The sequence below is a fragment of the Mycolicibacterium phocaicum genome (assembly GCF_010731115.1).
GTDB classification, from domain to species: domain Bacteria; phylum Actinomycetota; class Actinomycetes; order Mycobacteriales; family Mycobacteriaceae; genus Mycobacterium; species Mycobacterium phocaicum.
Genome location: NZ_AP022616.1, coordinates 2,207,677 through 2,225,601 on the forward strand (window position 1 = coordinate 2,207,677; position 17,925 = coordinate 2,225,601).

General features: G+C 69.3%; 11 protein-coding genes. 1 reads left to right on the top strand and 10 read right to left on the bottom strand.

The window, feature by feature from the left end:
- Window positions 1–32: 32 nt before the first annotated feature.
- The 4 genes from acpS to G6N46_RS10680 form a co-directional block, all read right to left on the bottom strand.
- Window positions 33–425, bottom strand: coding sequence for a holo-ACP synthase AcpS (gene acpS / locus G6N46_RS10665; RefSeq protein WP_020102278.1), 393 nt, complete (start codon window positions 423–425; stop codon window positions 33–35).
- A gap of 43 nt (window positions 426–468) precedes the next feature.
- Entirely contained in the window at window positions 469–9,687 is a 9,219-nt protein-coding gene (locus G6N46_RS10670; protein WP_138248339.1) for a type I polyketide synthase, read from the bottom strand.
- Window positions 9,688–10,227: 540 nt separating this feature from the next.
- The gene (locus G6N46_RS10675; protein ID WP_138248338.1) at window positions 10,228–10,953 is read right to left on the bottom strand and encodes a DUF1906 domain-containing protein; all 726 of its coding nucleotides are present in this window, start codon (window positions 10,951–10,953) and stop codon (window positions 10,228–10,230) included.
- Window positions 10,954–11,034: 81 nt separating this feature from the next.
- The gene (locus G6N46_RS10680) at window positions 11,035–12,249 is read right to left on the bottom strand and encodes a low temperature requirement protein A (RefSeq protein ID WP_163693134.1); all 1,215 of its coding nucleotides are present in this window, start codon (window positions 12,247–12,249) and stop codon (window positions 11,035–11,037) included.
- A 159-nt stretch (window positions 12,250–12,408) separates the two neighbouring features.
- Between G6N46_RS10680 and G6N46_RS10685 the strand changes: the two genes are divergently transcribed.
- A complete protein-coding gene (locus G6N46_RS10685; RefSeq protein ID WP_138248337.1) occupies window positions 12,409–13,110 on the top strand; it encodes an IspD/TarI family cytidylyltransferase in 702 nt (233 codons plus the stop codon).
- Here G6N46_RS10685 and G6N46_RS10690 read toward each other — a convergent pair.
- Genes G6N46_RS10690 through G6N46_RS10715 form a run of 6 tightly spaced genes read right to left on the bottom strand, consistent with a single transcriptional unit; the run spans window position 13,097 to window position 17,889 of the window.
- On the bottom strand, window positions 13,097–13,687 hold the full coding sequence (locus tag G6N46_RS10690) for an IspD/TarI family cytidylyltransferase (RefSeq protein WP_138248336.1): 591 nt from the start codon (window positions 13,685–13,687) through the stop codon (window positions 13,097–13,099). The two genes, G6N46_RS10685 and G6N46_RS10690, sit on opposite strands and share 14 nt — an antisense overlap.
- A 9-nt stretch (window positions 13,688–13,696) precedes the next feature.
- Window positions 13,697–14,503: an ABC transporter permease gene (locus tag G6N46_RS10695; RefSeq protein ID WP_138248335.1), complete on the bottom strand. Its 807-nt coding sequence runs from the start codon at window positions 14,501–14,503 to the stop codon at window positions 13,697–13,699.
- Entirely contained in the window at window positions 14,500–15,654 is a 1,155-nt protein-coding gene (locus tag G6N46_RS10700; protein ID WP_138248334.1) for an ABC transporter substrate-binding protein, read from the bottom strand. Before G6N46_RS10700 ends, G6N46_RS10695 begins: the two co-directional genes overlap by 4 nt.
- Window positions 15,651–16,370, bottom strand: coding sequence for an ABC transporter ATP-binding protein (locus tag G6N46_RS10705; RefSeq protein WP_138248333.1), 720 nt, complete (start codon window positions 16,368–16,370; stop codon window positions 15,651–15,653). The genes G6N46_RS10700 and G6N46_RS10705 overlap by 4 nt, the downstream gene beginning before the upstream one ends.
- On the bottom strand, window positions 16,346–17,368 hold the full coding sequence (locus G6N46_RS10710) for an acyl-CoA dehydrogenase family protein (protein ID WP_138248332.1): 1,023 nt from the start codon (window positions 17,366–17,368) through the stop codon (window positions 16,346–16,348). The genes G6N46_RS10705 and G6N46_RS10710 overlap by 25 nt, the downstream gene beginning before the upstream one ends.
- Window positions 17,365–17,889, bottom strand: coding sequence for a DUF4242 domain-containing protein (locus G6N46_RS10715; RefSeq protein ID WP_138248349.1), 525 nt, complete (start codon window positions 17,887–17,889; stop codon window positions 17,365–17,367). Before G6N46_RS10715 ends, G6N46_RS10710 begins: the two co-directional genes overlap by 4 nt.
- Between the last annotated feature and the right edge of the window lie 36 nt (window positions 17,890–17,925).

Genomic DNA, 17,925 nt, shown 5'->3' on the forward strand with positions numbered 1-17,925 from the left:
GCTCGCGAGGGGAAGGTGACACCCAAAAAGAACTAGTCCTGCTCGAGGACCGCGACCGCGGCCGCGGTGTCGCCTTCGTGGGTCAGCGACACGTGGATGGCCACGCCCTTGAGGTGCTCGGCGATCTCACCGGACAGCCGCACCTTGGGCCGGCCCCACATGTCGGTGACGACCTCGATGTCACGGTGGATGCCCTCGGGCAGCACCGGACGCTTCGAGAACCGCGAGCCCGACCACGCCTTGATCACGGCTTCCTTGGCCGCCCAGCGGGCCGCCAGGTGCCGTGCCGCCGACGAACTCTTGTCGGCGGCGTCACGGCGCTCACCTGGGGTGAACGTCTCCGCGAAGACGGTGCCCGGCTGGTCGACCTGTTCGGCGAAATCCGGAATCGAGACCAGGTCGATGCCCACACCCAGGATGCTCATGGGCAACAACCTAGCGGACCCAATCCCGATACCTCAGAAGGCCTCACGACCGGGCGTACCAGCCGTCTTCACCGAGGCGCGCATCGGCGTCGAGCAGCATGTCGGCTTCCTGACGCTTCTCCGGCGCATCGTTGCTGAAGCGACGGTCGGCCGGCTTCTCGTACAGTGCACGCCCACCGGCGATGGCCGACGCCAACCGGTGCTGACCGGCCAGGACCCGCTCACCGGCACGGCGCAGGTAGTCCTCGCGCTCGGCCGGATCGAGGGCCGCCACCAGCGCCTGCGGGTGGACCAGAGCGATGAGGCCCGACACGTGACCGAAGCCGAGGCTGGTCACCAGACCGGCCTTGATCGGCAGGCGGTCGCCGAACTTCAGCGTCTCGCGGACCCACACGAAGTGCTGTGCGTTGGACAGCTCGTCGTCGACGCAGTCCAGGCTGCGGTTCGGCGGGATGACGCCGTCGCGCAGAATCTGGCACAGACCCAGCATCTGGAACGCCGCGGCGCCACCCTTGCTGTGTCCGGTCAGGCTCTTCTGGCTGACGATGAACAGCGGGTTGCCCGGGGACCGGCCCATCGAGGCGGCGAGCCGCTCGTGCAGCTCGGTCTCGTTGGGGTCGTTGGCCAGCGTCGAGGTGTCGTGCTTGGAGATCACCGCGATGTCGTCCGGGGTGACGCCCAGCTTGGCCAGGTCGCGCACCAGCTGCGACTGACGTCCACCGCGGCCGGCACCCAACGCACCCAGGCCCGGGGCCGGGATCGAGGTGTGCACACCGTCACCGAACGACGACACGTAGGCGACGACGGCCTGGATGGGCAGACCCATCTTCACCGCGAGGTCACCGCGGGCCAGCAGGACGGTGCCACCGCCCTGGCCTTCGACGAAGCCGAGACGACGACGGTCGTTGGCGCGCGAGAACTTCGAGTCGCTGATGCCGCGGGCCCGCATCATCGCGGTCTCGGCGGTGGCCGACATGTCGCCGAAGCCGATGATGGCTTCCAGCGTCAGGTCGTCGTAGCCACCGGCGACCACGAATTCGGCCTTGCCCAAACGGATCTTGTCGACACCTTCTTCGACCGACACCGCCGCGGTGGCGCACGCGCCGACCGGGTGGATCATCGCGCCGTAGCTACCGATGTACGACTGCACGACGTGACCGGCGAAGACGTTCGGCAGGACTTCCTGCAGGATGTCGTTCGGCTTGTTCCGGCCCAGCAGGTTGCCGTGGTACATGGTCTGCATCGAGGTCATGCCGCCCATGCCGGTGCCCTGCGTGGAGGCCACGAGGCTCGGGTGCACCCAGCGCATCAGCTCTTCCGGCGAGAAGCCGGCCGACAGGAACGCGTCCACCGTGGTGACCAGGTTCCACAGCGCCAGGCGATCGATCGAGCTGGCCATGTCCGGCGTGACGCCGTAGACCTGCGGGTCGAAGCCGGTCGGCACCTGGGCGCCGACGGTCCGCGACAGCTTGACCTTGCGCGGCACGCGAATCTCGGTGCCGGCCTTGCGGGTGACCTGCCAGTCGCTGCTGTCCGGCACCGGCGCGATGACGGTGTGCTCCGGATCGAACTGGAGGAACGCCCGGGCGTCGGCCTCGGCGGACACGACGAAGGAGAAGTCCTTGTCGAGGAACACCGAAACCAGCAGCGGCGCAGCGTGATCGGGGTCAATCGCGCCGTCGTCCACCCACTCGCGGATGCCGACGCGCTCGAGCACGGTCTCGTGGTAGCGCTCGACCAGCTCGGACTCGTCGACCAGTTCACCGGTGTTGGTGTCGTACCAACCCGGCTTCGGGTCGTCTTCCCACTTGACCAGACCGGTGGTCCAGGCCAGCTCGAGGACGCCCGCGGCCGACAGCTCGCCGGAGACCTCCATCTCGAAGCGGGTGCGCGACGAGCCGTACGGGCCGAGTTCGGCGCCCGACACCAGCACGACCATGTCGGCCGGGTCGATGTCCAGGTCGGCCCACTCGGGAGCCGGCGCGGCCTGGTAGCCGCGCGGCGGCGACGGCAGCGCCGAGATGGTGCCTTCGAGGTCCTCGTCTTCGACGGCGGCCTCGGCCACCATCTCCTCGCGGGCCTTGGCGGCCAGCTCGGCCATGTCGAGCTCGATGTCACCGAGGCCACCGGTCAGGTCGACCTGGATGGGCTCGCGGGCGGCCGACACCTTGGCGTCGATGCTGCACAGGTTCAGCAGCATGGCGGCCATCTCGTCGGTGGTGTACGTGATGACACCGGCTTCCTCGACGGCACCCACGATGGCGTCGTTGTGACCCATCAGGCCCGTGCCCTTGGTCCAGCCGATCAGCGCGTGCGCCAGCGAAACTCGTTGCGACCACGAGGTTTCCGCCTTCCAGCGGGCGACGACCGCGTCGAGCGCAGCCTTCGACTCGCCGTAGGCGCCGTCGCCACCGAACATGCCGCGGTTCGGGGAACCGGGCAGCACCACGTGCAGACGCGACGCGATGTCACGCTCGGAGCCGATGTGCGAGAGCCCACCGATGAGCCGCTGCACGGCCCACAGCAGGACCTTCATCTCCATCTCGGCGCGGGCGCCGGCCTCCGACAGGTCCCCGGCGACGCGCGGTGCGGCGAACGGGAACAGCAGCGTCGGGGTCTGCGCGTCCTTGAGGTGGATGGCCTTGGGGCCCAGGTTCTCGACCTGCTCGTTGCCGACCCACTCGACCAGCGCGTCAATGTCGCTGTAGGAGGCCATGTTTGCGGGCACGACCCACAGCTGGGCGCCGAAGCGGGCGTTGTCGCGGTACAGCGTCCGGTAGAACGCCAACCGGTCGTCGTCCAGCTTGGACGTGGTCGCGATGACCGACGCGCCACCGGCGAGCAGCTGGCCCACCACGGCCGACGCGATCGAGCCCTTGGAGGCACCGGTGACGACCGCGACCTCGTTGGCGTAGCGGCCCTTCTCCGGGTTCTCCGCACCGGCGGCGGCGCGGCCGTACAGCGCGGCGTGCAGGGTGCGGCCCGCGGCGAGCGCCTTGCCCTGCCACCAGCTGGCCTGCGTGGCCACGACATGTCCGGCGCCTTCGAAGCTCTCGGAGAGCTTGGCCCAGTCGGCGTTGACGTCGTCCTCGTCGAGCAGCCAGATGCGCGCCAGGTCCTCACGGGCGCTGGCCCAGCGGTCGTCGAACAGCACGGCTTTGCGGCCGTCGAACGACGGAGCCACCAAACGCGGCCAGTCCGAACCCAATTCGGCGGTCACGAGGTCGATCAGCTCGGAGTCGGTGGCGTCCGGCACGGAGACCGGGGCCTGCAGACCCAGCTCGCCCAGGATCAACCGGGCGGCGCCGGCCAGCACACCGTTGGGACCGGTGACCTTCTCGGCGAACTCGTTCAGCGCGGCCGAGTCGACCACGCCGCCACCGGCACCGCCGGCGGACGGCAGCGACACGGCGATGCCCTTACGGGCGCCCACCGCGGTGACCGCCGCGTCGATGACCTTGTCGACGGCGTTGGCGTCGGCCAAGGCACCCGAGTGCAGGCCGCCCATCTCGCCGCCACGGACGCTGCTGCCCTCACGGGTGCCCAGCGCGACCTCGGCGGTGACGTGCTTGGCCCAACCGGGGCCCAGTTCCCAGGCCTTGCTGACGCGCTCGGCGATGTACGCCGGACGCTTGCCCGAGGGGCCGAGCACCGTGCGCAGCTGGTCGTTGATCGCGTCGGAGAGGACGGGACCGAACGGCTTGTAGGTACGGGCCAGCTTGGTGACCTGTCCCTTCAGACCGGCCAGGTCGGCTTCCGCGGCACCGTCGATGGCGCCGAGGTTCAGCTCCGAACCCAGGTCGACGAGCAGCTGGTTGCGTCGTGACGACGCACCGTCGGTGATGGACTCGATGGAGTCCAGCGGCTCGATCTGGTCGATGCGCATCTTCGCCGACAGCGCGATGAGCGCCATGGTGGCGTCGGCGGCGTCGTAGCCGATGTCGTCGGGGCGCGGGCCACCGGCCGGAGCCGCGGGGGCGGCGGCCGGAACCGGTGCTGCCGCAACAGCTTCCGCCGGAGCTTCCGCAGCTGCGGGGGCGGCGGGGGCGTCGTCCTCGGGCTCCGGGTCGGTGTCGGTCGCGAACAGCACCGCGGCGTCGCGCTCGACATTGAGCACCTCGGTGGTGTTGTGCGAGTACTCCGGCAGCTTCAGCGTGTTGGTGGCCAGGCCGGCAACCGTCGGCATGGTCTTCACGCCGACCTCGACGAACCGCTCGACCCCGAGGCCGCCGGCGGCTTCCTCGATGAACAGCAGGTCCTGCGTCTCGATCCAGCGGACCGGGCTGGCGAACTGCCAGGCCAGCAGCTCGATGACGGTCTTGCGCATCAGCTCGGACGGGTTGTCCCGGCGCCAGGTGTCGTAGTCGGCGAGGATCTCGTCGAGCGGCTCGGCCGGCACCAGGTCACGGATCTCCTGGATGAAGTCCTTGTCCAGGGTGAAGGGCCGCGGCACCAGGTTCGGGATGTACTTGCCGACCAGCAGCTCCGGGTCCTGCCCGTGCGGCATGACGCGGTCCAGCGCGCGGCGGAAGTCGGCGACGCCGACCCGCAGCACCTCGGAGTGGAACGGCACGTCGATACCGGGCACGAGGATGAACGACCGCTTGCCACCGGTGATTTCGCGGCGACGCTCGATCTCGGCCTCCAGGGCCTCGAGGCCGCGGACGGTACCGGCGATGGCGTACTGCGAGCCGCGCAGGTTGAAGTTCACGATCTGCAGGAACTCACCGGTCTCCTCGGCGATACCCGCGACGAAGTCGGTGACGTCGTTGTCGTCCAGGTCGATCTGCGACGGCCGGATGGCGGCCAGACGGTAATCGGACCGGCCCTTGGCGTCACGCGGGACGATGTCGTGCATCTTGCTGCCGCGGTGGAACACGACCTCAAGCAGTGCCTCCAGCTCGTACACTCCGGACACGCAGGCCAGCGCGGTGTACTCACCGACGGAGTGGCCGCAGGCGATGGCGCCCTCGACGAAGGCACCCTGCTCGCGCATCTCGGCCACCTGGGCGGCCGCGACGGTGGCCATGGCCACCTGGGTGAACTGCGTCAGGAACAGCACGCCGTCCGGGTGGTGGTAGTGCACACCGCTGGCGATGATGCTGGTCGGGTTGTCCCGGACCACGTGCAGCACCGAGAAGCCCAGGGTCTCGCGGGTGAACTTGTCCGCGGAGTCCCAGATCTTGCGGGCGGCCTTGGACCGGGCCCGGACCTCCATGCCCATGCCCTTGTGCTGGATGCCCTGGCCCGGGAAGGCGTAGACGGTCTTGGGCGCGGCCAGCTGAGCGGTCGCGGCCATCACCAGATCGCCGCCGACCTTCGCGGTGACCTCGATGATCTCGGCGCCGCGGTCGATGCCGACGCGGTCGACGCGGAACTCGATCTCGTCGCCCGGCAGCACCATGCCCAGGAAGCGCGAGGTCCAGCCGACCAGGCGGGCCGGCGGGGTGGCGCGGCCGTCGGTGGCGGTGACCACATGCTGCGCGGCGGCCGACAGCCACATGCCGTGCACGATGGGCGATTTCAGGCCGGCCAGCAGGGCCGCGGCGCGGTCGGTGTGGATCGGGTTGTGGTCACCCGACACCACGGCGAAGGCGCTCATGTCGACCGGTGCGGTGACGGTGACGTCGCGACGACGACGGCGCGGGGTCTCGGTGGCGTTGTCGGTGATGGCACCGCCGGCGCGGACCGGGTCGGTCAGCTCGGCGGCACCGCTGCGGCCACGGATCGCGAAGCGCTCCTCGAGGCGGGCCAGCTCGGTGCCCTCGGCGTCGGTGATGCTCACCGAAACCGGGACCACGCGGCCGACCTCGGTGTCGACAGCGGCGGAAGCCGTTGCGGTGACGGTCAATTCGGCACGCTCGGCCGGCATCGGGGCCAGCAGGTGCGCGGCGTGGTCCAGGTGGACCAGGCTCAGCAGGCCTTCGACGACCGGGATGCCGTCGTCGGTGACGGCCGCGCCGATGACCGAGAACACGGCCGGCCAGCAGCGGCCGACGAGGGCGTCGGGCACCAGGGTCAGACCCGGCGCCAGCGGGGCGCCGAAGGTGGCGGTGACGCCGGTGTGGTCGGCGACCTCTTCGGGGTCCCAGTCGGCGGTGACGGTGGCGACGTTGTCGGTGACGACCGGCAGGGCGTCGACGCCGTCGGCGCCGGCGGCGATGGCGAGCACGGCGCGCATGGCGGCCGAGGCGTCCTCGGTGGTGACGACCGGCATGCCGCCGTTGACGGTGGCGGCCGGCAGCGTGAAGCGGATCGCGATCCAGATGTCCGACAGCGGGACGTTCAGGACGACGCCGTCACCGTCGAGCTCCAGCCGGGAACCGGTGGAAGGGTGTGTGGCCGAACGGTTTTCGTTGACCTGCCACTCGCTCGGGGCGCCGATGCGGTGCACCGGGTTGATGGCGGTGCGGCCGGCCCACAGCACGTCGGGCGAGTCGAGGACGACGGCCAGCGGGCCGGTGATGTCGGCGCGGGCCTGGCGGCGGGACACGACCGGAACCGGCTTGACGCCGGCGGCCAGCACCTCGTCGATGGCGGCCTGCTCGAAGCGGTCCAGCAGCTCACCGACGGGCTCGTCGACGCGGGTGATGCCGGCGACGGCAGCGGTGCCGGGGATGATGCAGACCTGGTCGGCGTCGTAGCGGGCGTCGTGGGCCTGCCACAGCGAGTCGCTGCGCCACCAGCGGCGCACGTCCTTGTCGATGACCGGGACGAAGTTGACGGGCTTGCCCAGCGTCTTGCACAGGGTGATGAAGAACGGGACGTCCGCCGGGTGCAGGCGCAGGGTCTCGGCCTCGGGGTACCGGGCCAGCAGCTCGGCGATGGCGCGCTGCGGATCCTCAAGCAGCGCTTCGCCTTCCGCGGTCGCCGGGAACAGCGTCTCGATGCGGCCGGCGTCGGCCGGGTTCAGGCGGGCCTCGGCGCGCTGCAGCATCTCCTCGAAGCGGTCGCGCCAGGTGACGTCGAGCCACGGCGAGTGGTCGCGCTTGGTGTCGGCGGTGCTGCTGCCGTCGCCGATCGCGAGCTCGACGTAGCGCTGCAGCCACTGCTGGTAGGTCATGTCCGCGACGTCGCCGAAGTACGGCTTGGCGGTGTTGGCCATCGCGGCGATGATCTCGTCGCGGCGCTCGGCGACCGCGTCGGCGTCACCGGCGACCTCGTCGAGCAGGCGGCCGCACCGCGATGCGGTGTTGTCGATCTCGTGGATGTCGGCGCCCAGCTGGCTGCGGCCGGAAGCCATGCCGCCCTGGGCCTTACCGGCGCCGACCCAGTGGTCGGTGCCCTTGGTGTCGACCAGGAGCTGCTTGACCTGAGGCGAGGTGGTGGCCTCGAGGGTGGCCATGGCGGCGGTGCCGACCAGGATGCCGTCGACCGGCATCAGCGGGAAGCCGTAGGTCTCGGCCCAGCGGCCGGACAGGTACTCGGCGGCGCGCTCGGGCGTGCCGATGCCACCACCGACGCAGATGGTCAGGTTGGCCTGCTTGCGCAGGTCCGAGTAGGTGCTGACGAGCAGGTCGTCGAGATCTTCCCACGAGTGGTGGCCACCGGCGCGGCCGCCCTCGACGTGGACGATGATCTCCTTGTCCGGGACCTCTTCGGCGATCTTGATGACCGACTTGATCTGGTCCACGGTGCCCGGCTTGAACACCACGTTGGTGATGCCGATTTCGTGCAGTTCCTCGATCAGCGCGACGGCCTCGTCGAGCTCGGGGATGCCGGCGGTGACGATGACGCCGTCGATCGGGGCACCCGACTGGCGGGCCTTCTGCACGATGCGCTTGCCGCCCAGCTGCAGCTTCCACAGGTACGGGTCCAGGAACAGCGAGTTGAACTGGATGGCGCGGCCCGGCTCGAGCAGCTGGGTCAGTTCCGCGACGCGGTTCTCGAAGATTTCTTCGGTGACCTGGCCACCACCGGCGAGCTCGGCCCAGTGGCCGGCGTTGGCGGCCGCGGCGACGATCTTGGCGTCGACGGTCGTCGGGGTCATACCGGCCAGCAGGATCGGCGAGCGGCCGGTGAGGCGGGTGAACTTGGTGGACAGCTTGACGTCACCGCCCGGCAGCTCGACAGCCGTCGGGGCGAAGCTGGACCACGCGGGCTGCACGACCGGGGCGGCGCCGACGGTGAACAGCGAACGCTGACCGGCGCGGGTGGCGGCCGGCACGATGCCGATGCCGAGGCCGCGGATGATCGGCGAGGTCAGGCGGGTGACGGTGTCGCTCGGGCCGAGGTCGATGATCCAGCGGGCACCGGCGTCGTGCATGCGCTCGACCTCGGCGACCCAGTCGATGGGCTTGACGAAGATGGCCTCGGTCATCGCGTGGGCCAGCTCGGTGTCGATACCGCACTTGGCGGCCCAGCGGTCGACGACCTCGATGCCATCGGCCAGACGCGGGGTGTGGAAGCCGACCTCGACCTGCACGCCCTGGAAGACGGGGCTGAAGACGGCGCCGCCGCGCAGCTTGTTCTTGCGCTCGGCCTCGTCCTTCTCGGTGATCTTGCTGCAGTACAACTCGAAGCGGGCCAGCTGCTCCGGGGTGCCGGTGATGACGACGCTGCGACGGCCGTTGCGGATCGACAGGACCGGCGGCAGGACGGTGCGGACGTCCTTGGAGAAGTCTTCGAGCAGTTCGGCGATGCGCTCGGGGTCCACGTTGGTGACCGACACCATCGGCGACTTGTCGCCGCGGCCGACCATGCCGCGACGGCGCGACACGAGCGAGCCGGCGGCGCCGATGAGCTGCAGCAGGGCGAGGAGTTCGGCGTCACGGGTGCCGTTGGCCTTGAGCGCCTCGGCGGCGATGATGCCCTGCGAGTGCCCGGCGACCGCGACCGGCGGGGTGCCCGCGAGGTCCAGACCCTGACGCTGCACGGCACGGATGGCGGCCATCTGGGCCAGCAGGATGCCGGGGCCGGAGATGGCGGCGGTGGTCAGCTGCTTGGCCGAGGGCAGCGGCTCGTCGGCGGCGAGGGCGCGAACCCACTGCATGGGCTCGAAGCCGATGGGCCGCACGACGACGAGTTCGCGCGCGACGGGCTCGAGCAGCAGGGCCGCTTCGCCGACGATCTCGCTGAGCTCGGATTCGATGCCGGCCGAGCTGACGAGCTCTTCGAGGTTCTCCAGCCAGGACGCGCCCTGGCCACCGAACGCGACGGCATACGGCTCGCCGGCATTGAGCAGATCCACGAGAGCGTGCGCGCTCGCCGCCACCGCCTCGGTGTTGCCACTGGTCACATTGCGGTGCTCGTTGATCGTCATGCGTCCCTCTCGTCTTTGCCGCGCGAACCGGTCAAGGTGCTGCTTGGTCTTGGTAGTCGGCCCTGGGGCACCGCGATGCGACGTCGGATCACGTGAGGCCCGTGCTACGTCTGGCGCCCGAGTTTTCGGGTGCCGGAGAGCCGGGCCGACTGCACTAAGAGTGTCATAAGATTCGCGGCGTTTTTCGGCCGGAAATGGTTACCAACGAGTTCTACGGATCGGTAACCACCTACCTGGGTAACACCGCGTCGCGGGACTGCCCGTACCCAACAGGACAAACGTCCTGTTGGCGGCTGGTTACGGTCGAGTAGTAACAACATCGCTGATCAAAGCGGTATTGTTATCAAATCGTGACCATGCTTGTGACGGTGCCGGACCTTACTAATGAGTAGGAAAAGACCCGTTCCAGAAAACACTCGACAATGATGGTCCGTATGTCTATACAGGCGGTAAGTTACCGAGCCGCCATTTGCTGCGGTTTGATCTCGTTTTCTTAGAGCTGGGCTCCAGCTAACTACTGAGCGGTAATCTGCGCGCCCGTCAGTCCCACTGCCCGAAGCGGGGCTTGAGGATGTGGTTGATGTCGACACCGACTCCCCCGACGTGGCGCTTGTCGATCTCGACCTGATGCAGTGCCGCCGCCGGATGCGCGGCTCCACCGGGCGAGCCCCAGTTGTGCTGCCAGAAGTACGACCCCAGGCCGTCCTGCACGGCCCACTCGATGGTCTTGGAGTTGGCGTACACGCCGACCCGCTGGTGCCCCAAGACCGATTCCCAGCCGCGCAGGTACGGCGCAACCTGCGCCTTGTACTGGGCCGGAGTCGGATCGTCGTCGATCGACGCGTAGATCGGCGCCCCGACCGGACCGCCCGCCGCGGTGTGCAATGCGAACCCACGCTGGGCATGCTGCACGCCGGCGGCGTGCCCGCCCAGCCAGTCGGCCGTCGATTCCTTCCCATACTGGTAACAGGACACGATCTTCAGTCCGCCCTTGTACAAGTCACGCGCTTCCGGCAGCTCGATGGGCTTGCCCAGCATCCACGCCCCGCCGGGCCGCCGGTCCGAGACATACCGGATGGCGCCGAGCGCCCCGGCCGACCGGATATCGGAGGCGCTGAGCACCCCTGCCGCGTAGTCCAGCAACACGCCGTACGGGGCCGCCGAAGCGGTCGTCGCGCCGAGTACCGATTGCAACCCAGCTCCGAGGCCGAGCGCCGCCGGCGCGGCTGCAGCGTATTTCAGCAGGTCACGACGCGAAATTGCCACGCGTCTCAGGATATGACAGCTACCTCTTCCGGCCCGTTAGCCACACCAGTGCGCTTTTGTCCCAGGCGTGCCCGCTCAACGTCACGTTTGGCGCGCAACCGCCGCGGCGACGTGCCGGTGCCCGATGATCTCGAACCCGGCCACGCTCACCATCGGTGCCACGCTCGCCACCAACAGACAGAGCGCCATCGGCACCCCGACCGCGGCGAGCACCACCGTCGCGATCAGGACCAGCGCGGTCAGCACCACCAGCAGCAGGTGCAGGGCGTCGACCGACCGCAGCATCAGCGTGTACAGCACGTAGACCAATGCGATGTAGATGCCGACCGGGATCACCACGCTGAGCACCGTGGCCACCGACCCCAGCGCCGAGTGGTGCTGGATGTAGTACGCGGCGGTGTGCAGGCCGGCACCGGTCGCGACGATGGCGCCGTACACCGGCATGTGCAGGTACCCGAACCAGAAGCCCCGCTCGCGGTGCGCGTGCAGGGCGTCGGCCGACGGCACCATGAAGTACACCCACCACATGCCGAAGGTCAGGGCCGTGCCCGCGATCGCCAGCAGCACCGCGTCCCACGACCAGCCGTGCTCGCCGACGACAGCCGACAGTGAGGCGACCGTCCCGACGACGCCCTCGCCGACGCCCTCGCCGAGCGCGATGATCGCCAGCAGTCCGTAGCGCTCGGCGATGTGATGCGCGTGCCACGGGGTCCCGCCGCACTTGGTCTCGGCGATCATCGGGCCGCCCAGTTCGATGAGCGCCAACAGCACCCAGGCGCCCAGGGTCACCGGCACACTCGTCGGCAGGAACACCGTGCCGACCCAGCCCACCTGGACCACCGCGACGATCCAGACGTACGTCATCGCCGCTGCGCGCCGTGACGGATCTTGCTTCGCGGCGCGTAACCACTGCCCCACCAAGGCAATTCGCATCACCACGTAACCGGCGACCAGCACCGCGTTGTCGACGTGGTGGCCGTGCTCGATCGAGGCGTAGAACGCGGGCAGGCCGAGTGCCAGGACCAGGACGCCGACCATCTCGACCATCGTCATCAACCGGAACACCCAGTCATCGGTGTCGTACGCCGAGGCGAACCAGGTGAAGTTGATCCACGCCAGACAGATCGCGAAGGTGGAAAACACGAACCCCGTGATGCCGGCGCCGACGTGGCCCGCGGCCAGCATGTGCGACAGCTCCGACGCCGCGACTCCGAACGCCACGACGAAGGTCAGGTCGAACAGCAGCTCCAGAGGCGTCGCGACGCGGTGCCTTTCGTGCGGATCGCGGCCCCGCATCGGCGTCAACCGATGTGCGCGCACCGAACTGTGTGGGTCAGGAGCGTCCTGTTCAGCCCCATCCATGCCGTGGTCCCTTCAGCGAATCCGGGCCCCGTCCGGGCCGCGTCACGGTAAGCCTGCCGCAGATCCCCGCTCCCGTCCCACTACCGTGAAGACGTGTCCGCTCCCCCGATCGCCGTCGGCGTCGTTCTTGCCGCCGGTATCGGATCGCGTGTCGGGGCCGACGGCAACAAGGCCTATCTGCAGTTGGCCGGCCGCAGCATGGTGGCGTGGTCGGTGGCGGCCGTGGCCGCCGGTCCCCAGATCGCCCGCACCATCCTGGTGTTCCGGCGCGGTGAGCGCGATCAGGTCGCGGCGCTCATGGCCGACGAACTCCCGGGAACCACAGTCGAATTCGTCGAAGGCGGCGACTCCCGGCACGGCTCCGAACACAACGTGCTGAGCTACCTCGCGGCGGACATCGAAGCCGGCACGGTCGACGTCGTGCTGATCCACGACGCCGCCCGGCCGCTGGCCGGTGCCGACCTGATGGACACCGCCGTCACCACGGCACGAGAGCGGGGCGGCGCCATTCCGGTGCTGCCGTCGGGCGACGTGTTGCGCCTGACCGAGCACGGCCTCAGCGCCATCGACCAGGCGCTGGTTCGGGTGCAGACGCCGCAGGCATTCCGGGCCGCGCCGCTGTGGCAGGCCTACGTCGCCGCGGCCGCCACCGGTTTCGAGGGCACCGACACGTCGTCGTGTGTGGAGCGCTTCACTGATGTCGAGGTCCACGCGATCGCCGGGTCGGCACAGAATTTCAAGGTGACGTTCGCACACGACGTGCAGGTCGCCGAGCGTCTGCTCAGCCGGCGCTGACAATCGCTTCCAGCAGTTCCCGGTCATGCGCGAGGTCGACCGCGAAGGCGTTGGGGTCGCCGTCGACGGTACCGACGTTGAGACCGGCCGAGAGCAGAGCGGGAAGGTCGTCGGGTGCAAAGCTGGCCAGCACCGCGGCGGTGTAGCCCCGCGGGTACTGCGCGGTGACGAGTTCCGACCGGTCCACGTTGCCCAGTACAATGCCTTTTGCGGCAACACTTTTCACGCTGTCGGTCATCGTCAGCACCGGCAGCACGACGTCGTGATCCGCGAGCCCCGCCGCCACGCGTACCGCCAGTTCGGCGGGAGCCAGCGGGTAGCGCACATCGTGCACCAGGATCGCGTCCCCCTCGGCGGGAAGCCCCGGCGCGGCAAGCACGGGCACACCACTCAGGCCATGAGCCGCAAGGCATTCCGTAGCGGCTGCGGCCAAGTCTTCGGTGGCCACCACCGTCACGGGCGCCACGCCGCGGACCGCGCGCACGGCCCGCACCAGCGCCGGCTCACCCGCGATCGGCGCGGTGAAGTCAGCCGGCGCGAGCGCTGCGGGCACCGTCACGATCGCCGAAAGAGTCACCGCGCCACCCTATCGTCGGTTGGCTGCTCCCCCTGGCCGCTCCGGAGAAATAAGCCGGCGCGCGGTCACATCCAGCAGAAATCCCAGCGCTCCGATCACCACGATCACCGCCACCACCTGGTCATAGGCCAGCTGGTCGCGGGCGTTGAGCACCTGGTAGCCCAGACCCGAACGCACGCCGAGCATTTCCGCCGGGACCAGCACCACCCAGGCGATTCCCAGGGCCACGCGCACGCCTGTCTGCAGCTGTCCCCGGATAGCCGGCAACACCACGGCGGTGATGAGCTCCCACCGGGTGGCATGGAACGACCGCGCCACGTCCAGGTAGCCCGGGTCGACGGCACGGACCCCGGCCACGGTGTTGATCAACACAGGCCATACGGCGGCCACCGCGATCAGGAAGATCACCGGCTCGTTGCCGATGCCGAACACGGCCACGGCGATGGGTGCCCAGGACAGCGGCGAAATCATCCGCACGAACTGGACGAGCGGCGCGGCCGCCCGCTCGGCCGTGGCGCTGAGCCCGAGCAGCAGGCCGGCCGGAATCCCGATGACGACCGCCACCGCCAGACCGATCACCAACCGCCACAGGCTGATCCCGATGTCGGGCAGCAGGACACCACGGGCGAACAGGTCGACGACCGCGGGCGCCACGCGCTGCGGGGCGGCCTGACGCAGCAGCGAGTGCGGTGCGGACAGCACGGTCGTCGTCAACCACCAGAGACCGACCGCGACGACGACGGCGCCGGCCGGCGGGGCCCAGCGGCGCACCGCCACCGGCGGATCGATCACCGCGCGGACGGGTGTCGTGGTCATGTCAGCTCCAATTGCTCGGTTCGGGTGTAGCCACCACTGAGGCCGAAGGCGGCCGGACCGCCATGGGCCGCAATGGAATTGCGGACGAAAGTGTCGTCGACAAGGTCGCCGTGCACGGTGGTGGGGTCCAACCGGTCGAGGAAGCGCCGGTCGCCGTCGATGACGGTGTCGTGCATGGCCGACACCAGCTCACTGGTGAAGCTCGGGAACGGGAACGGCTGAAAGCCGAGCCGCTGCGGCTGCCACTCCGGGTGATGCAGCGGGTAGGGCGCGGTGGGATACGTCATCGCCAGCGTGATCGCCGGCACCGGCTGGGGCAGGTAGCGCCCGCCGCCGAGTTTCGCCGCGGCCGCCTTCCGATCGTTCGACAGCGCGAGTTGCGCCGTCACCACCGCGTCCGTGAGCTGCTGCACTGCCGCCGGCCGACTGCTGATGACGTCGTCCCGAGTGACCAGAGCGCAGCAGGCATGGTCGCGCCACACATCGCCGAGGAAGGTGTGGATGCGCCCGATCTTCTTGGTCTGGGCCATCGCGTTGAACGGGTCGGCGACGACGTAGCCGCCGATGGTGCCGGTGGCCAGCGCCGGCACCATGTCCGACGGACTCATGACGACGAGTTCCACGGTGCGGTCGGCCCGCGACGCCGACCGCCGGATCACCGGTTGCAATCCGTTGGCCCGCAACAACTTCTGCAGCACGATGTTGTGAATCGACCACCAGAACGGGATCGCCAGCTGCGAACCCGCAAGGTCCGGCAACTCCCGGATGTGCGGTGCGACCGTCAGTGCCGAGCCATTGGTGTGGTTCCAGCCGAGTACCCGGACGCCGCCACCGAGCGCATAGCGCAGCTGCACCGCCATCGGCATCAGCAGGTGCACAACGTCGAGTTGGCGATTCAGGAATGCCTCACCCAGCGCCGCCCAGCTCCGGAACAGCACCGGCTTGCCGACACCGGCCGGATACAACCCGGCGGAATGCGCCAACAACAGCGGTGCGGCGTCGGTGATCGGCAGATAACCCACCCGCAGCGGCCCGCCGGCGGTCGAATCGGTGGTGGCACTGTGCGCCAGGTCCGCCAGGCCGAAGGCGCCACCGGCGGCCGCCGCCGCGGCGATCAGGACCTGCCGTCGCGAGATCAGCAGTCTGCTCATGCCACCCACAGTTCGGAAACCCGGTAATGACTGAGGATTTCGTCACGCAGACCCGACCGGTCCGCCTCGCCCAGGCGCCATTGACGCTGAATGCGGCCGCCATCCGCCAGCAGTACAACACGCTGCGCCAGGGCCAGCGCCTCCTCGACGTCATGGGTGACCAGCAGCACCGTCACGCCCAATTCGGTTGTGAGTGTGGCCAACCACTGCTGCAGGTCGGCACGCGTCGCGGGGTCAAGCGCGCTGAACGGTTCGTCGAGCAGAAGCACCTGGGGCCGGGTCGCGACGGCGCGCAGGATGGCCACCCGCTGGGCCTGCCCGCCGGACAGCTGGTCGGGATAGCGGTCGGCCAGGCTATCGACGCCGAAGCGCCGCATCAGCTCTGCCGCGTAATCCGCGTCGAATCCCTTGCGCCGGTACACGAATCGCTTTGCATAGGAGACGTTGCCCTGCACCGTCAGCCACGGCAGTAGCAACGCGTCCTGGAAGACCACCCCGATGTGCGGACGCTCGCCGCCGGCGGGCCAGCTGACGGTTCCCGAGCTCAGCGATTCCAGGCCGGCCAGCACCCGGAGCAGGGTCGACTTCCCGCTGCCGCTACGCCCGAGAACCGCGACGAATTCTCCGGACTCGACAGCAAGATCGATGTCGTCGAGAACGACGCTGTCGCCAAATCGCTTGGTGCCCGCGGCTATCCGTACTGCTTCAGTTCCCACCTGAGTTGTCCTTCCGATGGTGATTGCACGGGCAGGAAGGCCGCTTCGCGGAACCGGCGGTTGGCCGCCGTCCCCGCGCGGTAGCCCTGGCCACCGGCCAGGGCCGACTCCAGTCGGGTCGCCCCCACCGCGGTGTTGGCGGCGTCCAGTCGGAGCCGGATCACCTCGGCCACATCGGCTTCCCCTGGCGCCGTGGCGAACTCGTACAGCCGTCGACGATTGCGTTCGGCCTGCGACACCAGGTCGGCGAGGTCGCCGTCGAACTGGGCGGCCAGGCCGTCGGTCGCCCGGCCGGCCGCCGTCAGCGCCGCCCCGGTGACGCCGACGCAGAACGCGGTCTGCAACAGTAGGAACGTCGGCTTGATCCCGCGGACGAAGCCGGTGAGGTCGGCGCTGATGATGCGGTCGGCGTGCACCTCGACCTCTTCCAGGCGCAGTGATGTCGACCCGGTGCTGCCCAACGCCATGAGCGCGGGCGCCGGATCGATCACCACGCCGACCGCGCTCACGTCGACCGCGACGACATACAGCCGGCCCGCGGCCGTCCGTGCCGGCAATACGATCAACGCGTCGTCAAAGACGTTGGATGCCCAGCGGATCGGTCCGTTGAGCCGCAGACCACGACGCGTCTCCCCCGCGAAGATCGGGAGCTGTCCGAGGCCCGCCACATGCTTGAGCCCGGCGGCCATGGCGGTCACGCCGGGGCGGCGTGCGGTGCGCAACGCCTCCGACAGGTCCGGCCGGTCGGCGAGGTAGTGAATCGCCATCTGGTGCGCCCAGGCCGAGAATCCGGCGGCGAGGCTCACCGCCGACACCTGCTCGATAACCCGCACCGTGTCGGGCAGGTCCGGCAGGCCGAACAATCCGGCCGCGCCGAGGGCGCGCAGGTCGTCACGGACGTCGGTCTGCCCCGCGTCGAGGTCACCGGCCCGGGCGTCCACCCCGGCGGTGACGTCCGCCAGTCGGGTTGCGACGTCGTCGGATACCAAAGTCGTCATCGTCCACCGCTTTCCAGTCCGTACAACCGATCGATCGGGGTCTGCACAGCCACGCGCGCCCGCCGTACCGCGTCCTCGTCCGGCGCGTCGTAGAAACACAGGCACTTGTCCATGTCGACCCGCACGTAGGTGCGCAGGAAGCTGACTTCGGGCACCTCCGCGTATTTGGGCGCGTTGGCTTTCTTGCGGCTCAGGTAGCTGTCCATGTCCAGGTCGGCGGGCAGGTCCCACTCGACCAGGTATCCGGCCGTGGGGCGGACTGCTTTCAGCTGGTCCAATTCCGCGCCGACGAGTCGCACCTCGTGCGGACCGGTCAGTTCGGCCGCCCCGACTGACGACGCCTCGATCTGCAGCGGACCGCCGACGAGCTCAGCCACGACGAACAACCGGTGCTGGCCGGTCACCTGAGCCTCGATGAGTTCGCCGCCGGCCCGGTGCACTTCGGCGTCGACGGTCTTGATGGCCTGGTCGACCTCGGCCCGGCCGGGCAGTCCTGCGATTTCGTAGAGGTACAGCGTCACGGTGTGTTCCTGTTCGTCGGGCGTCGATGACATCAC